This window comes from Gloeomargarita sp. SRBZ-1_bins_9 (assembly GCA_039794565.1).
Lineage (GTDB): Bacteria > Cyanobacteriota > Cyanobacteriia > Gloeomargaritales > Gloeomargaritaceae > Gloeomargarita.
In genome coordinates this window covers 41,890-59,808 of sequence record JAUQVX010000004.1, presented here as the reverse complement: position 1 = coordinate 59,808, position 17,919 = coordinate 41,890, and the positions used below count along the sequence as shown (strand labels likewise).

17 protein-coding genes, 2 tRNA genes and 1 pseudogene are annotated in these 17,919 nt (G+C 58.8%); 13 read left to right on the top strand and 7 right to left on the bottom strand.

Annotated features, from left to right (window positions below; translation table 11 throughout):
* Positions 1 to 48 precede the first annotated feature (48 nt).
* Both Q6L55_05610 and Q6L55_05605 read left to right on the top strand, forming a co-directional pair.
* Positions 49 to 951: a tetratricopeptide repeat protein gene (locus Q6L55_05610; protein ID MEN9258190.1), complete on the top strand. Its 903-nt coding sequence runs from the start codon at positions 49 to 51 to the stop codon at positions 949 to 951.
* Positions 948 to 2,120 (top strand): ATP phosphoribosyltransferase regulatory subunit, encoded by a 1,173-nt coding sequence (locus Q6L55_05605; GenBank protein MEN9258189.1) that lies wholly within the window; start codon positions 948 to 950, stop codon positions 2,118 to 2,120. Before Q6L55_05610 ends, Q6L55_05605 begins: the two co-directional genes overlap by 4 nt.
* Here the strand turns inward: Q6L55_05605 and Q6L55_05600 are convergent.
* Entirely contained in the window at positions 2,096 to 4,048 is a 1,953-nt protein-coding gene (locus Q6L55_05600; GenBank protein ID MEN9258188.1) for a DICT sensory domain-containing protein, read from the bottom strand. The genes Q6L55_05605 and Q6L55_05600 overlap by 25 nt on opposite strands.
* 75 nt (positions 4,049 to 4,123) lie before the next feature.
* Between Q6L55_05600 and Q6L55_05595 the strand changes: the two genes are divergently transcribed.
* Together Q6L55_05595 and ruvA are read left to right on the top strand one after the other, a co-directional pair.
* A complete protein-coding gene (locus tag Q6L55_05595; GenBank protein MEN9258187.1) occupies positions 4,124 to 4,681 on the top strand; it encodes a chromophore lyase CpcT/CpeT in 558 nt (185 codons plus the stop codon).
* Complete coding sequence (gene ruvA, locus Q6L55_05590; protein ID MEN9258186.1) at positions 4,678 to 5,280, top strand: Holliday junction branch migration protein RuvA; 603 nt, start codon at positions 4,678 to 4,680, stop codon at positions 5,278 to 5,280. The genes Q6L55_05595 and ruvA overlap by 4 nt, the downstream gene beginning before the upstream one ends.
* Positions 5,281 to 5,350: 70 nt before the next feature.
* Here ruvA and glnA read toward each other — a convergent pair whose 3' ends face one another.
* The gene (gene glnA, locus Q6L55_05585) at positions 5,351 to 6,772 is read right to left on the bottom strand and encodes a type I glutamate--ammonia ligase (protein MEN9258185.1); all 1,422 of its coding nucleotides are present in this window, start codon (positions 6,770 to 6,772) and stop codon (positions 5,351 to 5,353) included.
* A 152-nt stretch (positions 6,773 to 6,924) separates the two neighbouring features.
* Between glnA and apcB the strand changes: the two genes are divergently transcribed.
* The 7 genes from apcB to Q6L55_05550 all read left to right on the top strand — a co-directional run bounded on the left by apcB (position 6,925) and on the right by Q6L55_05550 (position 13,735).
* Positions 6,925 to 7,470 carry an allophycocyanin subunit beta gene (gene apcB / locus Q6L55_05580; protein ID MEN9258184.1) on the top strand — a complete coding sequence of 182 codons (546 nt, stop codon included), beginning with the start codon at positions 6,925 to 6,927 and terminating at the stop codon, positions 7,468 to 7,470.
* A gap of 4 nt (positions 7,471 to 7,474) precedes the next feature.
* Entirely contained in the window at positions 7,475 to 8,296 is an 822-nt protein-coding gene (locus tag Q6L55_05575; GenBank protein ID MEN9258183.1) for a TlyA family RNA methyltransferase, read from the top strand.
* 19 nt (positions 8,297 to 8,315) lie between these two features.
* Positions 8,316 to 8,690, top strand: coding sequence for a VOC family protein (locus Q6L55_05570; protein ID MEN9258182.1), 375 nt, complete (start codon positions 8,316 to 8,318; stop codon positions 8,688 to 8,690).
* Between the two features lie 64 nt (positions 8,691 to 8,754).
* Positions 8,755 to 10,002: a (E)-4-hydroxy-3-methylbut-2-enyl-diphosphate synthase gene (ispG, locus tag Q6L55_05565; GenBank protein MEN9258181.1), complete on the top strand. Its 1,248-nt coding sequence runs from the start codon at positions 8,755 to 8,757 to the stop codon at positions 10,000 to 10,002.
* Entirely contained in the window at positions 9,999 to 11,294 is a 1,296-nt protein-coding gene (locus Q6L55_05560) for a S41 family peptidase (GenBank protein MEN9258180.1), read from the top strand. Before ispG ends, Q6L55_05560 begins: the two co-directional genes overlap by 4 nt.
* 6 nt (positions 11,295 to 11,300) lie before the next feature.
* A complete protein-coding gene (locus tag Q6L55_05555) occupies positions 11,301 to 11,993 on the top strand; it encodes an NnrU family protein (GenBank protein ID MEN9258179.1) in 693 nt (230 codons plus the stop codon).
* A gap of 467 nt (positions 11,994 to 12,460) precedes the next feature.
* Positions 12,461 to 13,735 (top strand): hypothetical protein, encoded by a 1,275-nt coding sequence (locus Q6L55_05550; GenBank protein ID MEN9258178.1) that lies wholly within the window; start codon positions 12,461 to 12,463, stop codon positions 13,733 to 13,735.
* Between the two features lie 217 nt (positions 13,736 to 13,952).
* Here the strand turns inward: Q6L55_05550 and Q6L55_05545 are convergent, their stop codons facing one another.
* Positions 13,953 to 14,354: a SaoD/DsrE family protein gene (locus Q6L55_05545; protein ID MEN9258177.1), complete on the bottom strand. Its 402-nt coding sequence runs from the start codon at positions 14,352 to 14,354 to the stop codon at positions 13,953 to 13,955.
* Positions 14,355 to 14,455: 101 nt separating this feature from the next.
* A complete protein-coding gene (locus tag Q6L55_05540) occupies positions 14,456 to 14,935 on the bottom strand; it encodes a phosphomannose isomerase type II C-terminal cupin domain (GenBank protein MEN9258176.1) in 480 nt (159 codons plus the stop codon).
* A gap of 83 nt (positions 14,936 to 15,018) precedes the next feature.
* On the opposite strand from Q6L55_05540, the gene tpiA reads away from it, so the two are divergent.
* On the top strand, positions 15,019 to 15,798 hold the full coding sequence (tpiA, locus tag Q6L55_05535) for a triose-phosphate isomerase (protein ID MEN9258175.1): 780 nt from the start codon (positions 15,019 to 15,021) through the stop codon (positions 15,796 to 15,798).
* Here the strand turns inward: tpiA and bchM are convergent.
* The 3 genes from bchM to Q6L55_05520 all read right to left on the bottom strand — a co-directional run bounded on the left by bchM (position 15,776) and on the right by Q6L55_05520 (position 16,695).
* Complete coding sequence (gene bchM / locus Q6L55_05530) at positions 15,776 to 16,489, bottom strand: magnesium protoporphyrin IX methyltransferase (GenBank protein MEN9258174.1); 714 nt, start codon at positions 16,487 to 16,489, stop codon at positions 15,776 to 15,778. The genes tpiA and bchM overlap by 23 nt on opposite strands.
* 45 nt (positions 16,490 to 16,534) lie before the next feature.
* Positions 16,535 to 16,606 (bottom strand) — tRNA-Thr (locus Q6L55_05525).
* Between the two features lie 4 nt (positions 16,607 to 16,610).
* Positions 16,611 to 16,695: transfer RNA gene (locus Q6L55_05520), tRNA-Tyr, on the bottom strand.
* A gap of 165 nt (positions 16,696 to 16,860) precedes the next feature.
* Between Q6L55_05520 and prfB the strand changes: the two are divergent.
* Positions 16,861 to 17,901 (top strand): annotated as a pseudogene (gene prfB / locus Q6L55_05515) (peptide chain release factor 2).
* The last annotated feature ends 18 nt before the right edge of the window (positions 17,902 to 17,919 follow it).

The window sequence follows — 17,919 nt, the reverse complement described above, 5'->3', positions numbered from 1 at the left end:
ACAAGTTCTCTGCGCTATACTAATGAGATCAAATAGGCCGCCACATCTATGGACCTGACCATCAGCAAGGGCTTGGGACGCTATCAGCAAACAGACTACCATGCGATTTTGGGGGTGCCTTTGGATGCCGGACCCCAGGACATTCGTCGGCGCTACATGCGGGTGGCCCGCGCCCTACACCCGGATACCACCAGCCACCTGAGCGAGGAAGACCGGCAACTGGCGGCCCAAATCCTATCGCGTCTGGTCAATCCTGCCTACGAGAAACTCTTTGACGACAAAGTCCGCGCCGAGCACCATCTCATCCTTAAGCTCATCGGCCAGCGGGTGGCCCAGGAAACCCTGACCTTTGAAACGGAAGCTGCCAATTTACTGAACCGCCAGCCTGATCCGGAGGCCTATTACCGGGAAACCCTGCAACAGTTGGCCGAGCGCCAGTTTGCCGTCCCCCACGAGACAATATCCATCATCAACGAAATCAGCGAATTGAACTTGGCCCTGTTGCGCTGGCAGTACGCCGGGAATACGGTGCCCTTGGTCAACCGTACGGGAGAGACGGCCCCCGCCGCAACTACCCCTTCCCCAACGCCGGCCCCACCCCCCACTTCCCAGCGGCCCTCTTTCTTGGACCAGTTCTATAACCGGGCGGAGGAGTTGGTGCGTTTGAAGAACTATTCGGCGGCCCTGCGGGAATTGGACGACGCCCTCAAACTGGACAGTGGCGACCCCCGCTGCTTGAGCCTCAAGGGTTACATCTATTTACAGACCAACCAGTTGAAGATGGCCAAGATTCACTTTGAGCGGGCGCTGAAACGGGACCCAGGTAACAGCCGTGCCCTCCAGGGCTTAGAGGCGGTGGACAAACTCCTGGCGAAGCAGGCCAAGGAGAATGAGACCAAGGCCAAAGCTGCGCCGAAGAAGAGGGGGTTATTCGGTCTGTTCGGCAAATGACGTTTGCGCCCCCCACCGGTAGCCGCGACCTCCTACCTCTGGAAGTCCTCCAAAAAACCTGGATTCGGGAGCGGCTGCAAGCGACTTTCCATCGCTGGGGCTATCAACAGGTGGTGACCCCTACCCTGGAGCGCTTGGACACCCTGGTAGCGGGGGGACGGGTGTGCCCGGAATGGGTGGTGCAAATCCAGGATCGGGACGGGGTCTATGGCCTGCGCCCGGATGTCACCGCATCCATTGCCCGGGTGGTAGCCAGCCGCTGGAGCCGGATTCCCCATCCCCAACGCCTGTACTATGTCGCCAACGTGTTTCGCCTCCATCCCCAGCGGGGACACTGCCAGGAGTTTTATCAAGTCGGCGTGGAATTGTTGGGGGCAGGGGGTATCCTGGCGGATGCCGAAATTTTGCGACTGATCCAGGATGCTTTAACCTCCCTGCAACTCCCTCCCTGGCGGCTGATTCTGGGGGAAGCGGGGCTGACCCACGCCTGGATTGACCATTTTCCTGCCGCCTGGCAACCCCTGGTTCGGCACAGCCTGGTGCGGTTGGACCGGGTCGCCCTGCAACAGTTGCCCCCACCCTGGCGCGAGCGAGCGTTGGCCTGGTTGGACCTACGGGGGGAACCCCCTGCCGTGCTGTCCTATCTAAGCACCTGGGAATTGCCGACGGCCCAGCGGCAGCGGTTGGACCATCTCCAAAACCTGGTGGATCTTTTGCCGAGGGACTTTCCCCTGGTATTGGACCTGAGCCTGGTGCAGCCCTGGGATTACTACACCGGGATTGTGTTCCAGGTCGCGGTGACCCAGGGCCATACGGTGCAGTTAGTGGGCCAAGGGGGGCGCTATGACGACCTAATTGCCGCCTATCACCCGGAAAACAAGGCCGTACCCGGTATCGGCTTTTCCTTCAACCTGGAGGTGCTCTACCAACAGCTCCTGCCCTTGGGTGTACTGCCCCAGGAAACCGCCCCGGCGGATTGGCTGGTGATCCCGCTGGATGCCACAGCCTATCGGGCCGCCCTAGACTATGCCCAGCACTTGCGCCGGCAGCATCCCCAGCTACGGGTGGAACTGGGTCTCGACCCCCTATCGCCCCGACCCTGTCGCCAACGGGTGTGGATTGACGCTCAGGGCCAAGCCCACCTTCAGCCCCCCGAACCGGTCTGTTGAGTTTCCGCCAGGGAGGGTCCGCTGGTATCGGGGCGCAGGGGGATGGTGAAGTGAAATTTGCTGCCCTTGCCCCGGCCTGCCGATTCCGCCCAGATTTGTCCCCCCAACCCGGACACGATTTGCCGGCAGATGGCCAAACCCAGGCCGGTCCCCCCCACCGTGCGCCGCAGGGCCTCCTCCTCCTGGTAGAAGCGGTCAAAAACGGCCTGCAATTGACTGGGTTCGATGCCCCGCCCCGTGTCCGCCACCACCACTTCCAGCATCTTCCCCTCCACCACCTGCGCCCGGATGGTCACCTGTCCCTCCGGCCCGGTAAATTTGCAAGCGTTGTCCAGGAGCTTGACCAGCACCTCCACAATCCCTTCCCCATCGGTGCGCAACAGAGGCAAATCCGCCGGCAACTCCACCTGAATCTGGGGCAAGCACTGGCGATGGGAACGCAACTGGGCCAAGGCCAGCTCCACACATTCCGACAGGGTGATGGCTTCCGCTTGCCACTGCACCCGCCCGCTTTCCAGGCGCGACAGGGTGAGAAAGTCCTGAATCAACTTGTGCAGCCGTTCCGCGTCCGCCATCGCCGCATTCAGCATTTCCTGCCGGATGGCCGGGGGCATTGCCGGTTCTGTGGCCAAACTTTCCAAACACACCTGAATGGTGGACAGGGGCGTGCGCAACTCGTGGCCGATGATGGCAATCAAATTGGTGCGGGTGCGGTCCAGGGCGGCCAACTGCTGGTTGAGTTCCTCCAGACTTTTGTAGGCTTGGGCCTGCACCACCGCTAGCCCCACCTGGTTGGCAATCGCCGTCACCAGGGCCAAATCCACCTCCCGCCAGGGATAGGGCTTGGCGCCGCAGTGGTGCAACTCCAGCATCCCCATTAACATTCCCTGGTGGATAATGGGGGCCATGAGCCACGACCGCACCCGGTACCGCTGCAACAATTGGCGTAACGCCTCATACCCCTGCAACTCCGGTGCGGTGGCCACATCGTTTAACCCGATGGCCCTATCCCGCCCAATGGCCAAGCGAAACAGGGGATTGTCGCCCAGAGGCCAGTCCACTCCCTTCAAGGGGGGCACCCCCGGCGCCGTGTACTCATACTCGATGCGGGCCGACGTATGGTGAGAGCGACAGCGATACAAAATGCAGCGGCATTCCTGGAAGGTCTGGCCCAGCTCCTGCACGGCAATTGGGAAAATTTCTTCCGGGTTGAGGGTGCGGCGAATGGCGCTGGTGATCACATTGACCAACCGTTGTTGCCGTTCCTGATCGCTGAGGGCGCGGTAGGCCTTGAGAATTTTGTACTGGCTGGATTGTAGGTAGGTCACCAGGCGCTCCACAAAGGGGCCGGGATGGATGCCGGGCAGGGACTCCGTTGCCGGCGTAGTTAGCGTGTAGCGCTCCAGCACCCGGTTCACCTTCCCCTGCAACTGGGGTTGGTAGCGGAGGATGCGCTGGAGCAATAAGCGGGCCGCCGTCTGGCTCACCGCCCGGTCAAACGTCCAAATCCCCTCAAACCGGCGGGCCTGGTCCATCAGGGGCGATTCGCTAGGGCGTTCCCGGCACACCAAACAGGCGGCGTAATGGCTGCCGATCACCACCAGGTGCCACTCCTGGGCTAGGGGATCGTCCGGGTGAAAGGCAATCGTTTCGTAGGGTTCCCGCACTTGGGCAAAATCCGTCTCCGGTGCTGCCAACACATACACCTGGGAACTGTACTGGGCTAATTGCCGGTAGCGCCGGGTCTCCTGCCGGTAGTAACGCTCCTTTTGAAAATTGGCAATCACCAGCGGGTCATCCTGGCTCCCCAGGACCTGGTCCTCCATGGCATGGGACAGGGCCGTCAGGGACGCTTTGAAATAAATTTGGGGCCGCAGATGGGGATGCGCCTGTAGTACATCCTGCAACAGGGAAGGAAGGAACTCCATGCCCAACCGGCCATGCACCGTTGTATTTTTAACGATAGAAGATCTCGTCCCCTCTCCGGCTCCATCCCCTAAAAAATGAGTATTTCTACTCAAGAATTACAAACCCTGTGGGCCTGGTTACCGGGGTGGTATGACAATCGGGCGCAGGCCCTGGCGGAACCGGCCTGGTATGTGCATTTGTGGTTGTGGCACCGGGTCATTCCCCGGGGGGTGGAGGGCCAACCAGCATTATTCATCGAGCAGGCCAATGCCCTGACCCCCGATCGACCTTACCGGCAACGGGTGCTGGTTCTCCGTACCGACAACGTACAGTATTACGCCTGTCGGGAGCCGGAACGCTGGCGCGGCTGCGGTCGGCAACCGGAGCGGCTCATCCATCTGACGGATGGGGATGTCCATCCCTTGCCCGGATGTGTGTTGGATGTGAGCTACACAAACGGGGAATTCCGGGCTCACCTGCGGCCCAACCACCGTTGTGAATTTGAGTACCAGGGGCAGAAACGGCAGGTGGACATCGGCTGGCGGGTGAATGCCACCACCTTTATCAGCTACGACCGGGGCCTCGACCCCCAAACCGGCCAAGCCCTGTGGGGTGCACTCATGGGACCGTATATATTTCACAAGCGGGAATGATTGGTTATCTCCAGGGCCAAGTCTTAGCCGTCAACTCGGCAGCGGGCCGGTGGCTGGTGACCTTGCTAGTGCAGGGGGTAGGTTGGGAGGTCCAGGTGGGGCAACGGTGCGCCCAGACCCTAACCCCCAGCCAGGATGCCCACCTGTTTACCCATCTCCAATGCCGCGAAGAGCACCTGTGGCTGTACGGTTTCGCTACCCCGACCGAGCGGGATTTATTCCGGCACCTGTTGCGGGTCAACGGCGTGGGTCCCCAACTGGCCCTGACGCTGCTGGACACCTGGACGCCGGACCAACTGGTGCAGGCGATCGTCAACGGCAACACCGCCCTCCTTAGCCAAACCCCCGGCATCGGCCCCAAGACCGCCCAGCGTCTAACCCTGGAGTTGCGCCAACCCCTACAGCAGTGGTCAGGGACGACAACCACCCCCACCATCCCCCCCGCCCTCCAGGAGGAAATCACCCTAACCCTAGGTGCCCTCGGCTATACCCCCAGCGAAATTGCCCAGGCCTTGGCCCAGCTGCCCCAGGACCCCCAGTGCCAGCAAACCCAGGAGGCGGAAGTCTGGATTCGCCAGGCCATTCGCCTGTTGAGCTAAGAACAAAAAACCCCCACTTCTCAGGGGGGACCATCTGTGGGAGGTTGCCATCACGGCTGACGCTCGGCCCTTAACCGTCGTAGTAGAGGGCAAACTCGTAGGGATGGGGCCGCAGACGCAGGGGGTTCACCTCATTGTCCAGCTTCCAGGTGATCCAGTTCTCGATAAAGTCCTCCGAGAACACCCCGCCCGCCAGCAGAAACTCGTGGTCCTGTTCCAGGGCCGCCAGGGCATCCTCTAGCGAACCCGGTGTGGAAGGAATCTGGGCCAACTCCTCCGGCGTCAGTTCGTAGATGTTCTTATCCAGCGGCTCGCCCGGGTCAATTTGGTTTTTGATCCCATCCAGGCCCGCCATCATCATCGCCGAGAAGGCCAGGTAAGGGTTGCTCATGGCGTCCGGACAACGGAACTCCAGCCGCTTGGCCTTAGGATTATCCCCCGTCACCGGAATGCGAATTGCCGCCGAACGGTTCCCCTGGGAGTAGGCCAGGTTCACCGGCGCCTCAAACCCCGGCACCAACCGCTTGTAGGAATTGGTGGTGGGATTGGTAAACGCCAAAATCGCCGGTGCATGCTTAAGCAGGCCGCCAATATACCATAAGGCCGTTTGACTCAACCCGGCGTACTTATCCCCAGCGAACAGAGGCTGGCCGTCCTTCCACAGGGATTGGTGGGTGTGCATCCCCGACCCGTTGTCGTTGAACAGGGGCTTGGGCATAAAAGTCGCCGTTTTCCCCCGCCGCCGCGCCACATTTTTAATCACATACTTGTAGGTCATCAGATAATCTGCCGCCGTCACCAACGGGGAGAACCGGAACCCCAATTCGCACTGCCCACCTGTGGCCACCTCGTGGTGATGTTTTTCAATGGGCACCCCACAGGCCGCCATCGTCAACAACATCTCCGTACGCAAATCCTGGAGGGTATCCGTCGGCCCCACCGGGAAATAGCCCTCCTTATAGCGGGGTTTGTAGCCCAGGTTGCCCCCCTCTTCCACCCGACCGCTGTTCCAGCGCCCCTCGATGGAGTCCACGTGATAATAGCACTCGAACTCCTGCTGATCAAAGCGCACATCGTCAAACACGAAAAACTCCGCCTCCGGGCCGAAGTAGGCCACATCCCCGATCCCGGTGCTGATCAGGTAATCGGCGGCGCGCTGAGCAATGGCCCGCGGACAACGCCCGTAGGTGCTCCCCGTACGGGGTTCCCAAATCGTGCAGATCATGCTCAGGGTAGGTTCGGCCATAAACGGGTCAATCCAGGCCGTCGCCGGGTCGGGGCGCATGAGCATGTCCGATTCGTTGATGCTTTTCCAACCCCGGATACTCGACCCGTCGAAGGGCATCCCCACCGCAAAGGTATTCTCGTCAATCAGCTCGCTGGCGTAACTACAGTGTTGCCACACCCCCAGCATGTCCACAAACTTCAGGTCCACCATGCGGATGTTTTGGTCCCGGATCATCCGCAAGACATCTTCCGCCGTCTTTGCCATCAGTGCTGCTCCTGAACTTGCAATTCCGTCCACGATGGGCCAATCTTAGGCAGCAATCGCCCGGTGTGTTTGTATCCTGAGATACCATTTCCCAGCTAGCGGGGGCCAAATGGTTACAGAAGTGCAACGAACCGGCGGCCTAACCAGTTCTCGTGGTAATCTATTGGCTGGATTCCCAAGCCGAAAACGCCATGCGAGATGCTATCACCAGTTTAATCGCCCGTTATGACTTAGCCGGACGGTATTTGGACCGCAACGGCATAGATGCTTTACAGGCCTATTTCCAGACCGGCATGGCGCGGGTCCAGGTCGCCCGGATGATTACCGCCGAAGCCGCCAATCTTGTCCGGGCCGCCGCGTCTGAACTCTTTACCGAGCAACCGGAGCTGATTCGTCCGGGGGGCAATGCCTACACCACCCGTCGCTATGCCACTTGCCTGCGGGATATGGACTACTTCCTGCGCTATGCCAGCTATGCTTTGGTAGCAGGCAACAACGATGTGCTAGACGAACGGGTGTTGGAGGGGCTGCGGGAGACCTATAATTCCTTAGGGGTTCCCTTGGGGCCATCGGTGCGGGGCATTCAGATTCTTAAGGAAAAGGTGCAAGCCATGGCCGCCCAGGCGGGGATCACCGGAGACTTCATCGCCGAACCCTTTGACTATCTGGCCCAGGGCTTGAGCGAGCAAGACGTATAGGGGCTTGAAGGAGCGGCTGGATACCCTGCTGGTGGCCCAAGGCCATTTCCCCACCCGGGAGCAGGCACGGCGGGCGATTCAGGCCGGTTGGGTGCAGGTCAACCACCAGGTGGTGGACAAACCGGGAGCCTGGGTGGCCGTAGATAGCCAAATTACCGTGCAGTCTCGGTCGCCCTACGTTTCCCGGGGTGGGGAGAAATTGGCCCATGCCCTCCGCGCGTTCCATATTCAGGTGACCGACCGGGTGGCCCTGGATGGGGGGATTTCCAGCGGTGGATTTACGGATTGCCTGCTCCAGGCGGGGGCGCGGCGGGTGTATGGGGTGGATGTGGGCTACGGGCAGGTGGCCTGGTCCCTGCGGCAAGACCCCCGCGTTAAAGTACTAGAGCGCACCAACCTACGGTATCTCCGGCCCGAACAGCTCTATGCCCCCGGCGACCCCTGGCCCGATTTGGGGGTGTTGGATTTGTCGTTTATTTCCGTGACCAAGGTGCTGCCGGCGGTCTGGGACCTGCTGTTGCCCCCGCGGGAGTTAGTGATTTTGGTTAAACCCCAATTTGAGGTGGGCCGACAACAGGTGGGTAAAGGCGGCGTGGTGCGCTCCCCCCAGGCCCAAGCCCAGGCCATTCAAACCGTCGCCCAGGCGGCCATGACCTTGGGTTGGCAGGTGCATGGTTTAACGGCTTCCCCCCTGTTGGGACCTGCTGGTAACCGGGAGTTTTTGTTGTGGTTGCGCCTGGACCATCCACCTGCTCCGTTAGACTGGCCGGTCCACCTGCAACGGGTTGTTACAGAGGATAGCCGGAGCGGGGGAGATCGTCACTAAAATTAAGAATGCCCTCGCCATGGCCGGAACTGTGAAACTCACCGCCTATTTGCATACCGCCATCACCGTGCGGGACCTAAAGCGGGCGCAGGCGTTTTACGAAGGGGTGTTGGGTCTGCAACCGGTGCCCCGGAGCTTGGACTTCCCCGGTATCTGGTATGAAATCGGCGGTGTGCAAATCCATTTGATTGTCCAGCCCCATGCCCATCCCGAACGCCCTGATCCCCATCGCTGGGGCCGCAACCCCCACTTGGCATTGGCCGTTGCCGATTTGCACCAGGCGGAGCGGGAGCTGATCCACGCCGGTTATCCCGTGCGCAAGAGCACCTCGGGCCGGGCAGCGTTGTTTACCCAGGACCCGGACGGCCATATCCTAGAGCTGAACCAGGCCTGACCTTCCCCCCCCGCCATCCCAGGCACTAGAATGGAAGGCAAGCGGTGTATCCATCCCCAGCCCTATGCAGACCCTGGACAAATCCGTAGCCACCCCCTACCCGGATTTACCCCTCACCTTTCCTCGGCGGCGCACCCGGCCCGTGCAGGTGGGTAACGTGACCATCGGTGGCGACCATCCGGTCGTGGTCCAGTCCATGATTAACGAAGACACCTTGGATGTGGAGGCCTCGGCCAAGGCGATTGAGCGCCTGCACCGGATGGGCTGTGAAATTGTGCGGGTGACGGTGCCCAGTCTGGCCCATGCCCACGCTGTAGCCGAGATTCGCAAGAAACTGCAAAAGGAATACATGGATGTGCCCCTGGTGGCCGATGTGCACCACAACGGTATGAAAATTGCCCTGGAGGTGGCCAAACACGTCCACAAGGTGCGCATCAATCCGGGGCTGTATGTGTTTGAGAAACCCAAGCCCAACCGCACGGAATACACCCAGGCGGAATTTGATGAAATTGCCGAAAAAATCCGGGAGACCCTAGCGCCCCTGGTGAAGTTTCTTAAGGAAGAAGGCAAGGCCATGCGCATCGGGGTCAACCATGGTTCCCTGTCGGAGCGGATGCTGTTTACCTATGGGGATACGCCGCAGGGGATGGTGGAGTCGGCCCTGGAATTTATCCGCATTTGCGAGTCGTTGGATTTTCGCAATCTGGTGATTTCCCTCAAGGCGTCCCGGGTGCCGGTGATGCTGGCCGCCAACCGGTTGATGGTCAAGCGCATGGATGAGCTGGGGATGGACTACCCGATTCACTTGGGGGTTACGGAAGCCGGCGACGGGGAGTACGGGCGGATCAAGTCCACGGCGGGGATTGCCACCCTGCTGGCCGAAGGGATCGGTGATACCATTCGGGTGTCCTTGACCGAGGCCCCGGAAAAGGAAATTCCGGTATGCTACAGTATTTTGCAGGCCCTGGGGTTGCGCCGGACGATGGTGGAATACGTGGCCTGCCCCTCCTGCGGCCGCACGTTGTTCAATTTGGAGGAGGTTTTGCACAAGGTCCGGGAAGCGACAAAGCACCTAACTGGCTTAAACATTGCCGTGATGGGGTGTATTGTCAACGGGCCGGGGGAAATGGCGGATGCGGATTACGGTTACGTCGGCAAGACGCCGGGGGTGATCGCCCTTTATCGGGGGCGGGAGGAAATCAAGCGGGTTCCTGAAGCCGAGGGGGTCACCGAACTGATCAATCTCATCAAAGCGGATGGCCGTTGGGTCGATCCGCCCAGGGAGACAGCGACAGAGGGGGATACACCATGATACAGCAGCACGGGTCACGGCAATGGACACGGGGAGTAGCCATTGGGGCAACGGCGACAGCAGTGGTGGGTCTGTTGGCCACCGGGGTAGGTAGGCAAAGCTGGGCCAGCCTGAAAGAAAGTCCCAAGCAGTTGGTGGATGAGGTCTGGCAACTGATTTACCAGGACTACGTGGATCCGTCCTTTAACCGGACCAACTGGAGGCAAATCCGCCAGCAGTACCTCAGTCGGGAGTACAGCAGCCGGGAGGAAGCCTACAAGGCCATCCGGGAGATGCTGGAAAAGTTAGGGGACCCTTACACCCGCTTTATGGACCCCAAACAATTCGCCAATTTACGGATGGATACGTCGGGGGAGTTGCATGGGGTGGGGATTCAACTGGCCCAGGAAGAAAAGACCGACCGGCTGGTGGTGATTGCCCCCATCGAAGATACCCCGGCGGCGCGAGCGGGGATTTTGGCCCAGGATTACATTGTTGCCATTGACGGACGGAGTACCAAGGGCATGGACATCAATGAGGCGGTGTCCCTGATCCGCGGTAAACCGGGCACGACGGTGACGTTGCTGATCGAGCGAGGTGGCCAGTTGCTGACGTTTACCCTGAAACGGGAACGGATTGAGCTACACGCGGTGCGCCATGAGGTGCGGGAGACGCCGGCGGGGAAGGTGGGCTATATCCGCATGACCCAGTTCAACGCCAATGCGCCCCAGGATATGCGGCAGGCCATCCGCAAGCTAGAGGAACAGGGGGTGATCGGCTACATCCTGGATTTGCGGTCCAATCCCGGGGGCCTGTTGCAAGCGAGTATCGAGATTGCCCGTATGTGGCTAGACCGAGGAACGATTGTTTCGACGGTGACCCGTGCGGGGGAAGCGGAACGGTATGAGGCGGCCCGTCGTTCCCTGACCCAGCGGCCCTTGGTGGTTCTTGTGGATGGGGGTTCGGCCAGCGCCAGTGAAATCTTGGCCGGGGCCTTGCAGGACAATCGCCGGGCGGTGCTGGTGGGCACGAAGACCTTTGGCAAGGGTCTGGTGCAGTCGGTGCGGGAGTTACAGGACGGTTCGGGTGTGGCGATTACGATTGCGCGCTACCTGACGCCTAGTGGCCGAGACATTAACAAAGAGGGCATCAAGCCGGATGTGGAAATCAGTCTCACGGATGAGCAGCGGGAAAAAATCATTCGGGATCGGGCCATTGGCACACCAGCAGACCCCCAATTTGCCCGGGCGTTGGATGTGCTAACGGAGATCGTACGCAAGGGAACGCCCGTGCAGCGGGGTTCAGTGCGTTAACCGGGTATGTCCCATCTGATAATTTTGGGGTGGTTACTGGGCTTTGCCGTCGTGCATAGTGGGTTGGCGGCCTTACGACCGTCGGGGGAAAAGTTTTTGGGGGCGCGGGGGTATCGGGTGCTGTTTGCCAGTTTGAGCCTACTGGTGGCTGTACCCATGCTGGCCTACTTTTTGAAGCATCGCTACGACGGGGTGCAATTATGGCAGGTGCAAGATGTACCGGGGATACGAATGCTGGTGACCGTTTTCAGCGTGATTTCCTTTTTATTTCTCTATCCAGCGACGTTTAATCTCGGGGAGATTACAGCGATTCAAAAACCCCAGGTGCATCTTTATACCCAGGGCATTATGCGCATCTGTCGTCATCCCCAAATGGTGGGGCAAACCCTGTGGTGTATAGCCCATACATTGTGGATTGGTAGCTCTTTTACGCTGGTGACATCCCTGGGTTTGATTGCCTATCACCTGTTTGGGGTATGGCATGGAGACCGGCGGTGGGGGCAGCGCTATCCTGAGGAATTCCCTCTCTTAAAAGCACAGACATCGGTTATCCCTTTCAAGGCCATTTGGGAGGGTAAGCAAAAACTCGTGCTCTCTGAATTTATCCGTCCAGCTTACGTGGGAGTTGCCGTGTTTGTTGTACTGGTGTATTGGCTCCATCCGCAGATGTGGTTGTGGGCAGAACAATTGCCCTGGTGAAGCTTTACGTTTGAATCTGGCATACCAGGATAAAGCGCTTGAAACTTTGAAAAAAAACTAACGCTTGCAGAACCAGGAAATTGGGAATTAGCCTCAGTAGAATTTGGACTGTGGCAAATACGTTTAGAATTGGCATTCCCTTTGAGTAAATTTGCACCCAATTTTGAACAAATACCTCGGTTACTCTTGAGCGTGCAGGGGGTGTTTTAGGGGTGCCTCTAAAAATTGGTGATTAGCGGTCGCAGGGGGGGCATCTCCCGATGTTGGTTCTCTGTAATTTCTGCATCCGCTAAAAAATCTCCTCCCCGCTTGCATGAATAAAGTCATCCATAGGTCAGTGTCCGCCAGCAAAGATATGTGATTGAGATCAATAGCCGGATGTGATCGTTGTAATTATCAACTGAAAAATATCGCCCTACCATCAGAAGTATCAGCCTTAGAGCCGACCATTTCTAGGAGTAGCGTTCATGCGGCAAACGACCCTTTCATCCTTGATTTTGGCGACGTTATTGGCTGGGAATCTCACCCTACCGGCCAAAGCTCAGATCAAAACCCTGCAAACGACAGTGCAGCCCCCGCCGACGAATCAACCTATCAATTTACCTCCGCCGGTGCCCCCCATTCCCCAAGATTCCAAACCGGCGAACACGGGGGGGACAACGATGCCCAATGTCAATCCCAATATGCACCACAACCTATTTAACAGTGGCAATGCCAATCCCGCCGGTGTGCCGGGCGCAGTGGGGCAGGAACGGATTTTACAGATCGACCCGCGCATCTTCGGAGACATCCCGGAAGCCGCCCGCCGGGGAGCCGAGGCTCAGCAGGTGCAGAACGCTTTGAATCAGGTACGGGAAGCCACCAATGTCTTACCCGAAGGGACACGGGAGAATCCCCTCGACCGCAATCGGGAGAATTTGGGTAATCCCCGTTCCCGACAAGGCGATCCCCGCAACCAGCACGATGACCCCTTATTCGGATTGCAGGAAGACCTCAACTCCCGCTCCCGCAGTGGGCGCAATTCCCGCTACAACGGTAATGGCCTGCGTCCGGGAATGCCAAGCCAGGACAGTTTGCTGATGGATGGTGGTGGGGCAAAACAGAGTAGTGGAGACAGTCAAGTCAACAGTCGGATTTATACTTCTCCCGATGGCTACACCTACAAAATCACATCCTGGACAACCCGGGATGACAGAGGAACAGTGCGCCATTCAACTGTCGTTGCCCAGGATGGCCGCACCTTTACCGTTGAGTCTCGTGGAACCCTCATTACCACTCCTAGTGGCCGTACTGACGTATCTTGGGAAAATAGAGGCACTTACCACGATCCCAACACCGGTGAAACTAGAACTGGCAGACAACAAAGTGATCTACCTCTAGATGATCTATTAGTGTGGGAGTTTATAGCCCGGGATGAACGACGAAGAGGCATAACCCGCAACTGCGCTCCCGATGACCCCTGCGGTGACGGGCCAGCTATTTGGGAGATAGTTCCTGGACTGGAACATTTGCGTCCCAAGTCGGTGGTGGAGCAACTTCGGGAAAACCCACGACCGGGGGCACAGGTCAACCCGGATGGAGATTACCAAGATCCAGCTTCAGTGCCCCGCTTAACCATTGGCCCTCTTGCGCCGGTGGTCAATCCTGGTTTTGAACCCGCTACAACAGGTGGGAATCCCGATCCCTCACGTTTTGAGCGGCGAGATCAGGTGAATCCGGGTTGTCGTCCTAACGGGTGTTAAAGCCCATTAAACGCGTGCCGGGACCAACACATTCCCCTTATCGCCCCGCCTGATCCGCAGGTCCATGTCCTGGTAGGTAATGCCCAACCAGCCTTGGGAACTCCCCCGCGCCTGGAAAAGCCTGCATACCCGGATGAAGAGCTTGAGACTTGGTGAACCCCCTAGGATTTTGGCCCCCCCGAGGTTTACGGATCTATCCTAGATCCAGAAGTCGCCCCTATAGGGTGATGACCTGGTCAGGCGGGTTGTCCTGGAAAGCTGCGTAAAAATCAGGGAAACAGCCCACCATGACTCCCGCGACCGTATCTTTGGGCTTACAAAGAGCCGGTTCAGTGCGTCCTGTACCGTCGGGATAGCACCAGCGGGGTTCCCCTTCCGCAAGATTGCGTTCCAGGGCACACATGTCACACATCATCAGCAGAATGTTCTGATCCTGGGCAACCTTAGCTAGGCGCTCCCCGATAGGGTCTCCTTTCCGCAAAACAAAACAATTGTCATCAAAGAAGAACATCGCCACCACCTGCGCCCCATGCACCCCGGCTTCTAACTGGGGCAGAATCATTTGCCCTAGCTTGTACGTCCCGCAACGGGGGTGGGTAAACACGTATGCCACCTTCATCCGCACACCTATCCCTTCATCTTCGTCTGAGAATGATAATGATTCTCATAAAAGACGTCAAGGGAGAACGGTGAACGCCCTCTGTGGTCAGGCTCCCAACGTTAACTGCTTGGTGGGTGGCTGCTATCGGCTTCAGGGGTGGGTTTGGGTGCCCGGGCGTAATCATCCTGAAAACGGACGATGTCGTCTTCCCCAAGGTACTGGCCGTTTTGCACTTCGATCAGCACCAGGTCAATCAAACCAGGATTTTCCAAACGGTGGGGGGTGCAGGGGGGGACAAAGGTTGATTCATTCGTGTTGAGCAGGAGTTCCTTATCGCCGCAGGTGACCTTGGCCGTACCGGAGACGACAATCCAATGCTCGCTGCGGTGGTAGTGCATTTGTAAGCTCAATCGGTGCCCCGGTTTGACTTCAATGCGTTTGATTTTGTAGTTTTTGCCTTCTTCCAAAACCGTAAAACTGCCCCAGGGCCGTAATTCGGTCGCCGGTGCTGGGGGCAGGCCAGCCGCTGTGGGCATAGGTGGGACGGTCGTGCGCTTGCCGGGTATGGGGGGCACCGTGTTCCGAGGGTTGGGGTTCATGGGGGTAGGATGGACAGGACATTACCGATTATACCCGGGGGGCTTCAACGCACCGGTACCCAATTGGCGTAAACTAGCTAAACATGGAATTTTTGCAGGATCAGGCGGCAACGATGGCGGTGATTGCGGGCAACTGGAAGATGTACAAAACCCGGCGTGAGGCCCTAGCCTACGTACAAGCCTTCGCTCCATTGGTGGCGGGAACCGACCGGGATGTGGTGCTGTGCGCCCCCTTTACAGCCCTGGAGGCCCTGGCGGAGAAATTGCTCCCCACCGGCATCGCCCTGGGTGCCCAGAACGTCCACTGGGAAGATGAAGGGGCCTATACCGGGGAAATTAGCCCGCCCATGTTGACGGATTTGGGGGTGCGCTACGTGATCATCGGCCACAGCGAGCGCCGTCAGTATTTTGGCGAAACGGACGAACGGGTGAATCTCCGCCTCAAGGCTGCCCAACGCCATGGTCTGACCCCCATCCTGTGTGTCGGCGAGACCCTGGAGCAACGGCAGCAGGGATTGACGGAAGCCCACATCCTAGCGCAACTGGCCCAAGCCCTGGTAGGGGTGCAGGTGGCCCGGTTGATCATCGCCTATGAACCCATCTGGGCAATCGGCACCGGCAACACCTGTCCGGCGGAGGAGGCCAACCGAGTCATTGGCCTGATTCGCAAGGAGGTGACCCTGCTGCAACAAGTGGCCCAGCAAACACCCGACCAGGTGCAGATTCTCTACGGGGGTTCCGTCAAGCCCGATAACATTGATGAGCTGATGGCCATGCCCGAAATTGACGGGGTACTGGTCGGTAGCGCCAGCTTAGACCCCCACAGCTTCGCCCGCATTGTCAACTACCAGCCGGTCGGCTGAAGTCCAGCACCCGTGCAAAGTAAAACCGGGTACTGATTTGGGTGCGGTTTTGTAGCTGCCAGCCTAACTCCGTCAGGGTCTGTACCATGAGGGGTTCGGGGTGGAGGTAGGCACGGGTGGTTTTGCTGGCGCCAGGAAATAAACCGCCGATTTTTTTCAGCAGGCTATAAAAGGGGGTTTGGGGGGCAAAGCTGAAAATCAAACGCTGGTGGGCGCACTGGGCCAAATGGCGCAACATCTGCCGGGCACGGGCCGCCGGGTAATGAATAAGCACATCCAGACAAATCACCACATCGTACTTGCCCCGCAATTCCTCTAAATCCGCCACCACAAACACAATGTTGTGGTCCAGGAATTGCCCCTGGGGGTTGCGCCGTCGCCGGGCCTGGTTTTGCGCCTCCTGCACCATCTTGACGGCAATATCGCTGGCCCAAACGTTGGCCCCCCGTTCCGCCAGCGGCAAGGCCAAACTGCCGACCCCACAGCCCACATCCGCCACAGTCACGCCGGTTAAATCCCCAGGCAGCCAACTCAATACCGTATCAATCGTCCGTTGATGCCCAGCGCGGATGTCCGCCTGCACCCGGTTGACCTGGCCAGTGCCGTAAATGTTGCGCCAGCGCTCAAACCCAACGCCGTCAAAATAGTCCTTGACAATTGCCTTCTCCTCGGCTGGGGGAAGGGAAACCATAGCCCTGCCCTTTCACAAAAACCCTGTAACACTATACCGCAAAAAAGCCCGTGACGAGGATTGAACTCGTGGCCTCACCCTTACCAAGGGTGTGCTCTACCACTGAGCTACACGGGCGCGGTGGTGGGCCGGGCTGGATTCGAACCAGCGTAGGCAGAGCCAGCGGATTTACAGTCCGCCCCCATTAACCACTCGGGCACCGACCCGCAAATCACCAGGTCTTTATCCTATCACATTCACCCCCTGGCCCGACTAGCATGGTATATTGAAAGGTCTTGGGGACAAGGGAACCGCTATGGAACTGAGCGAACTCAAGCGCCAATTAGACGACCTACGCACGCGCCTGGGCCACGCCCGGGACTACCTTTGACCCCGCCGCCTTAACGGCCCGGTTACAGGACCTGGAGCACACGGCAGGGCAAGCGGATTTTTGGCAAGACCCCGAACGCGCCCAGGCCACGCTGCAGGCCCTCAATGACGCCAAAACTCGCCTGGATCAACTTCAGCGCTGGCAACGGCAGATAGACGATTGTCAGACCATCGTGGAGCTGCTGGCCGTGGAGCCGGATGAGGCCCTCTGGGCAGAGGCGGTCCAAACCCTGGGCCAGCTTGACCGGGAACTCAACCGCTGGGAACTGGAGCAGCTCCTAGCGGGACCCTACGACCAGGAAGGGGCGGTGGTGACGATTAACGCCGGCGCCGGGGGGACAGATGCCCAAGACTGGGCGGAAATGCTGCTGCGGATGTATATGCGCTGGGGGGAACGCCAGGGTTACAAGGTGCGTTTGACGGACCTTTCCGAAGGGGAAGAGGCAGGCATCAAGTCGGCAACGTTGGAAATTGAGGGGCGCTACGCCTACGGTTACCTCAAGGGCGAAAAGGGGACCCATCGGTTGGTGCGCATTTCCCCCTTTAATGCCAATGGCAAACGCCAGACCAGCTTTGCGGGGGTCGAGGTGATGCCCATCCTTCCGGACCAAACCATCTCCGAAGTGGAAATCCCCGAAAGCGATCTGGAAATTACTACCTCCCGGGCGGGCGGCAAGGGGGGCCAGAACGTCAACAAGGTGGAAACGGCGGTGCGGATTGTCCATATCCCTACTGGACTTTCGGTACGCTGCACCCAGGAGCGCTCCCAACTGCAAAACAAGCAAAAAGCCCTGGCCATTTTGAAGGCCAAATTGCTGGTCATCCTCCAGGAACAACGCCTACAAGAAATTGCCCAAATTCGCGGGGATGCGGTGGCCGCCACCTGGGGGAACCAAATTCGCAACTATGTGTTTGACCCCTACCGCTTGGTGAAAGATGTGCGCACTAAGGTGGAAACACCTGATGTAGAGGGCGTACTCAACGGGGATTTGGACCTATTTATCCAGAGCTATCTGCGCCAGGGTGGGACTACCAATAATTAGGATGTGTTCCCTTGCCGA

Bases quoted from the DNA above. Each gene is read 5' to 3' on its own strand.
- Q6L55_05555 (MEN9258179.1), top strand. From the start codon at position 11,301: ATGTCCCATCTGATAATTTTGGGGTGGTTACTGGGCTTTGCCGTCGTG.
- glnA (MEN9258185.1), bottom strand. From the start codon at position 6,772: ATGGCAAAGACGGCGGAAGATGTCTTGCGGATGATCCGGGACCAAAAC.
- Q6L55_05600 (MEN9258188.1), bottom strand. From the start codon at position 4,048: ATGGAGTTCCTTCCTTCCCTGTTGCAGGATGTACTACAGGCGCATCCC.
- Q6L55_05605 (MEN9258189.1), top strand. From the start codon at position 948: ATGACGTTTGCGCCCCCCACCGGTAGCCGCGACCTCCTACCTCTGGAA.
- bchM (MEN9258174.1), bottom strand. From the start codon at position 16,489: ATGGTTTCCCTTCCCCCAGCCGAGGAGAAGGCAATTGTCAAGGACTAT.
- Q6L55_05550 (MEN9258178.1), top strand. From the start codon at position 12,461: ATGCGGCAAACGACCCTTTCATCCTTGATTTTGGCGACGTTATTGGCT.
- Q6L55_05595 (MEN9258187.1), top strand. From the start codon at position 4,124: ATGAGTATTTCTACTCAAGAATTACAAACCCTGTGGGCCTGGTTACCG.
- ruvA (MEN9258186.1), top strand. From the start codon at position 4,678: ATGATTGGTTATCTCCAGGGCCAAGTCTTAGCCGTCAACTCGGCAGCG.
- tpiA (MEN9258175.1), top strand. From the start codon at position 15,019: ATGGAATTTTTGCAGGATCAGGCGGCAACGATGGCGGTGATTGCGGGC.
- Q6L55_05540 (MEN9258176.1), bottom strand. From the start codon at position 14,935: ATGAACCCCAACCCTCGGAACACGGTGCCCCCCATACCCGGCAAGCGC.
- ispG (MEN9258181.1), top strand. From the start codon at position 8,755: ATGCAGACCCTGGACAAATCCGTAGCCACCCCCTACCCGGATTTACCC.
- Q6L55_05610 (MEN9258190.1), top strand. From the start codon at position 49: ATGGACCTGACCATCAGCAAGGGCTTGGGACGCTATCAGCAAACAGAC.
- Q6L55_05570 (MEN9258182.1), top strand. From the start codon at position 8,316: ATGGCCGGAACTGTGAAACTCACCGCCTATTTGCATACCGCCATCACC.
- Q6L55_05560 (MEN9258180.1), top strand. From the start codon at position 9,999: ATGATACAGCAGCACGGGTCACGGCAATGGACACGGGGAGTAGCCATT.
- Q6L55_05545 (MEN9258177.1), bottom strand. From the start codon at position 14,354: ATGAAGGTGGCATACGTGTTTACCCACCCCCGTTGCGGGACGTACAAG.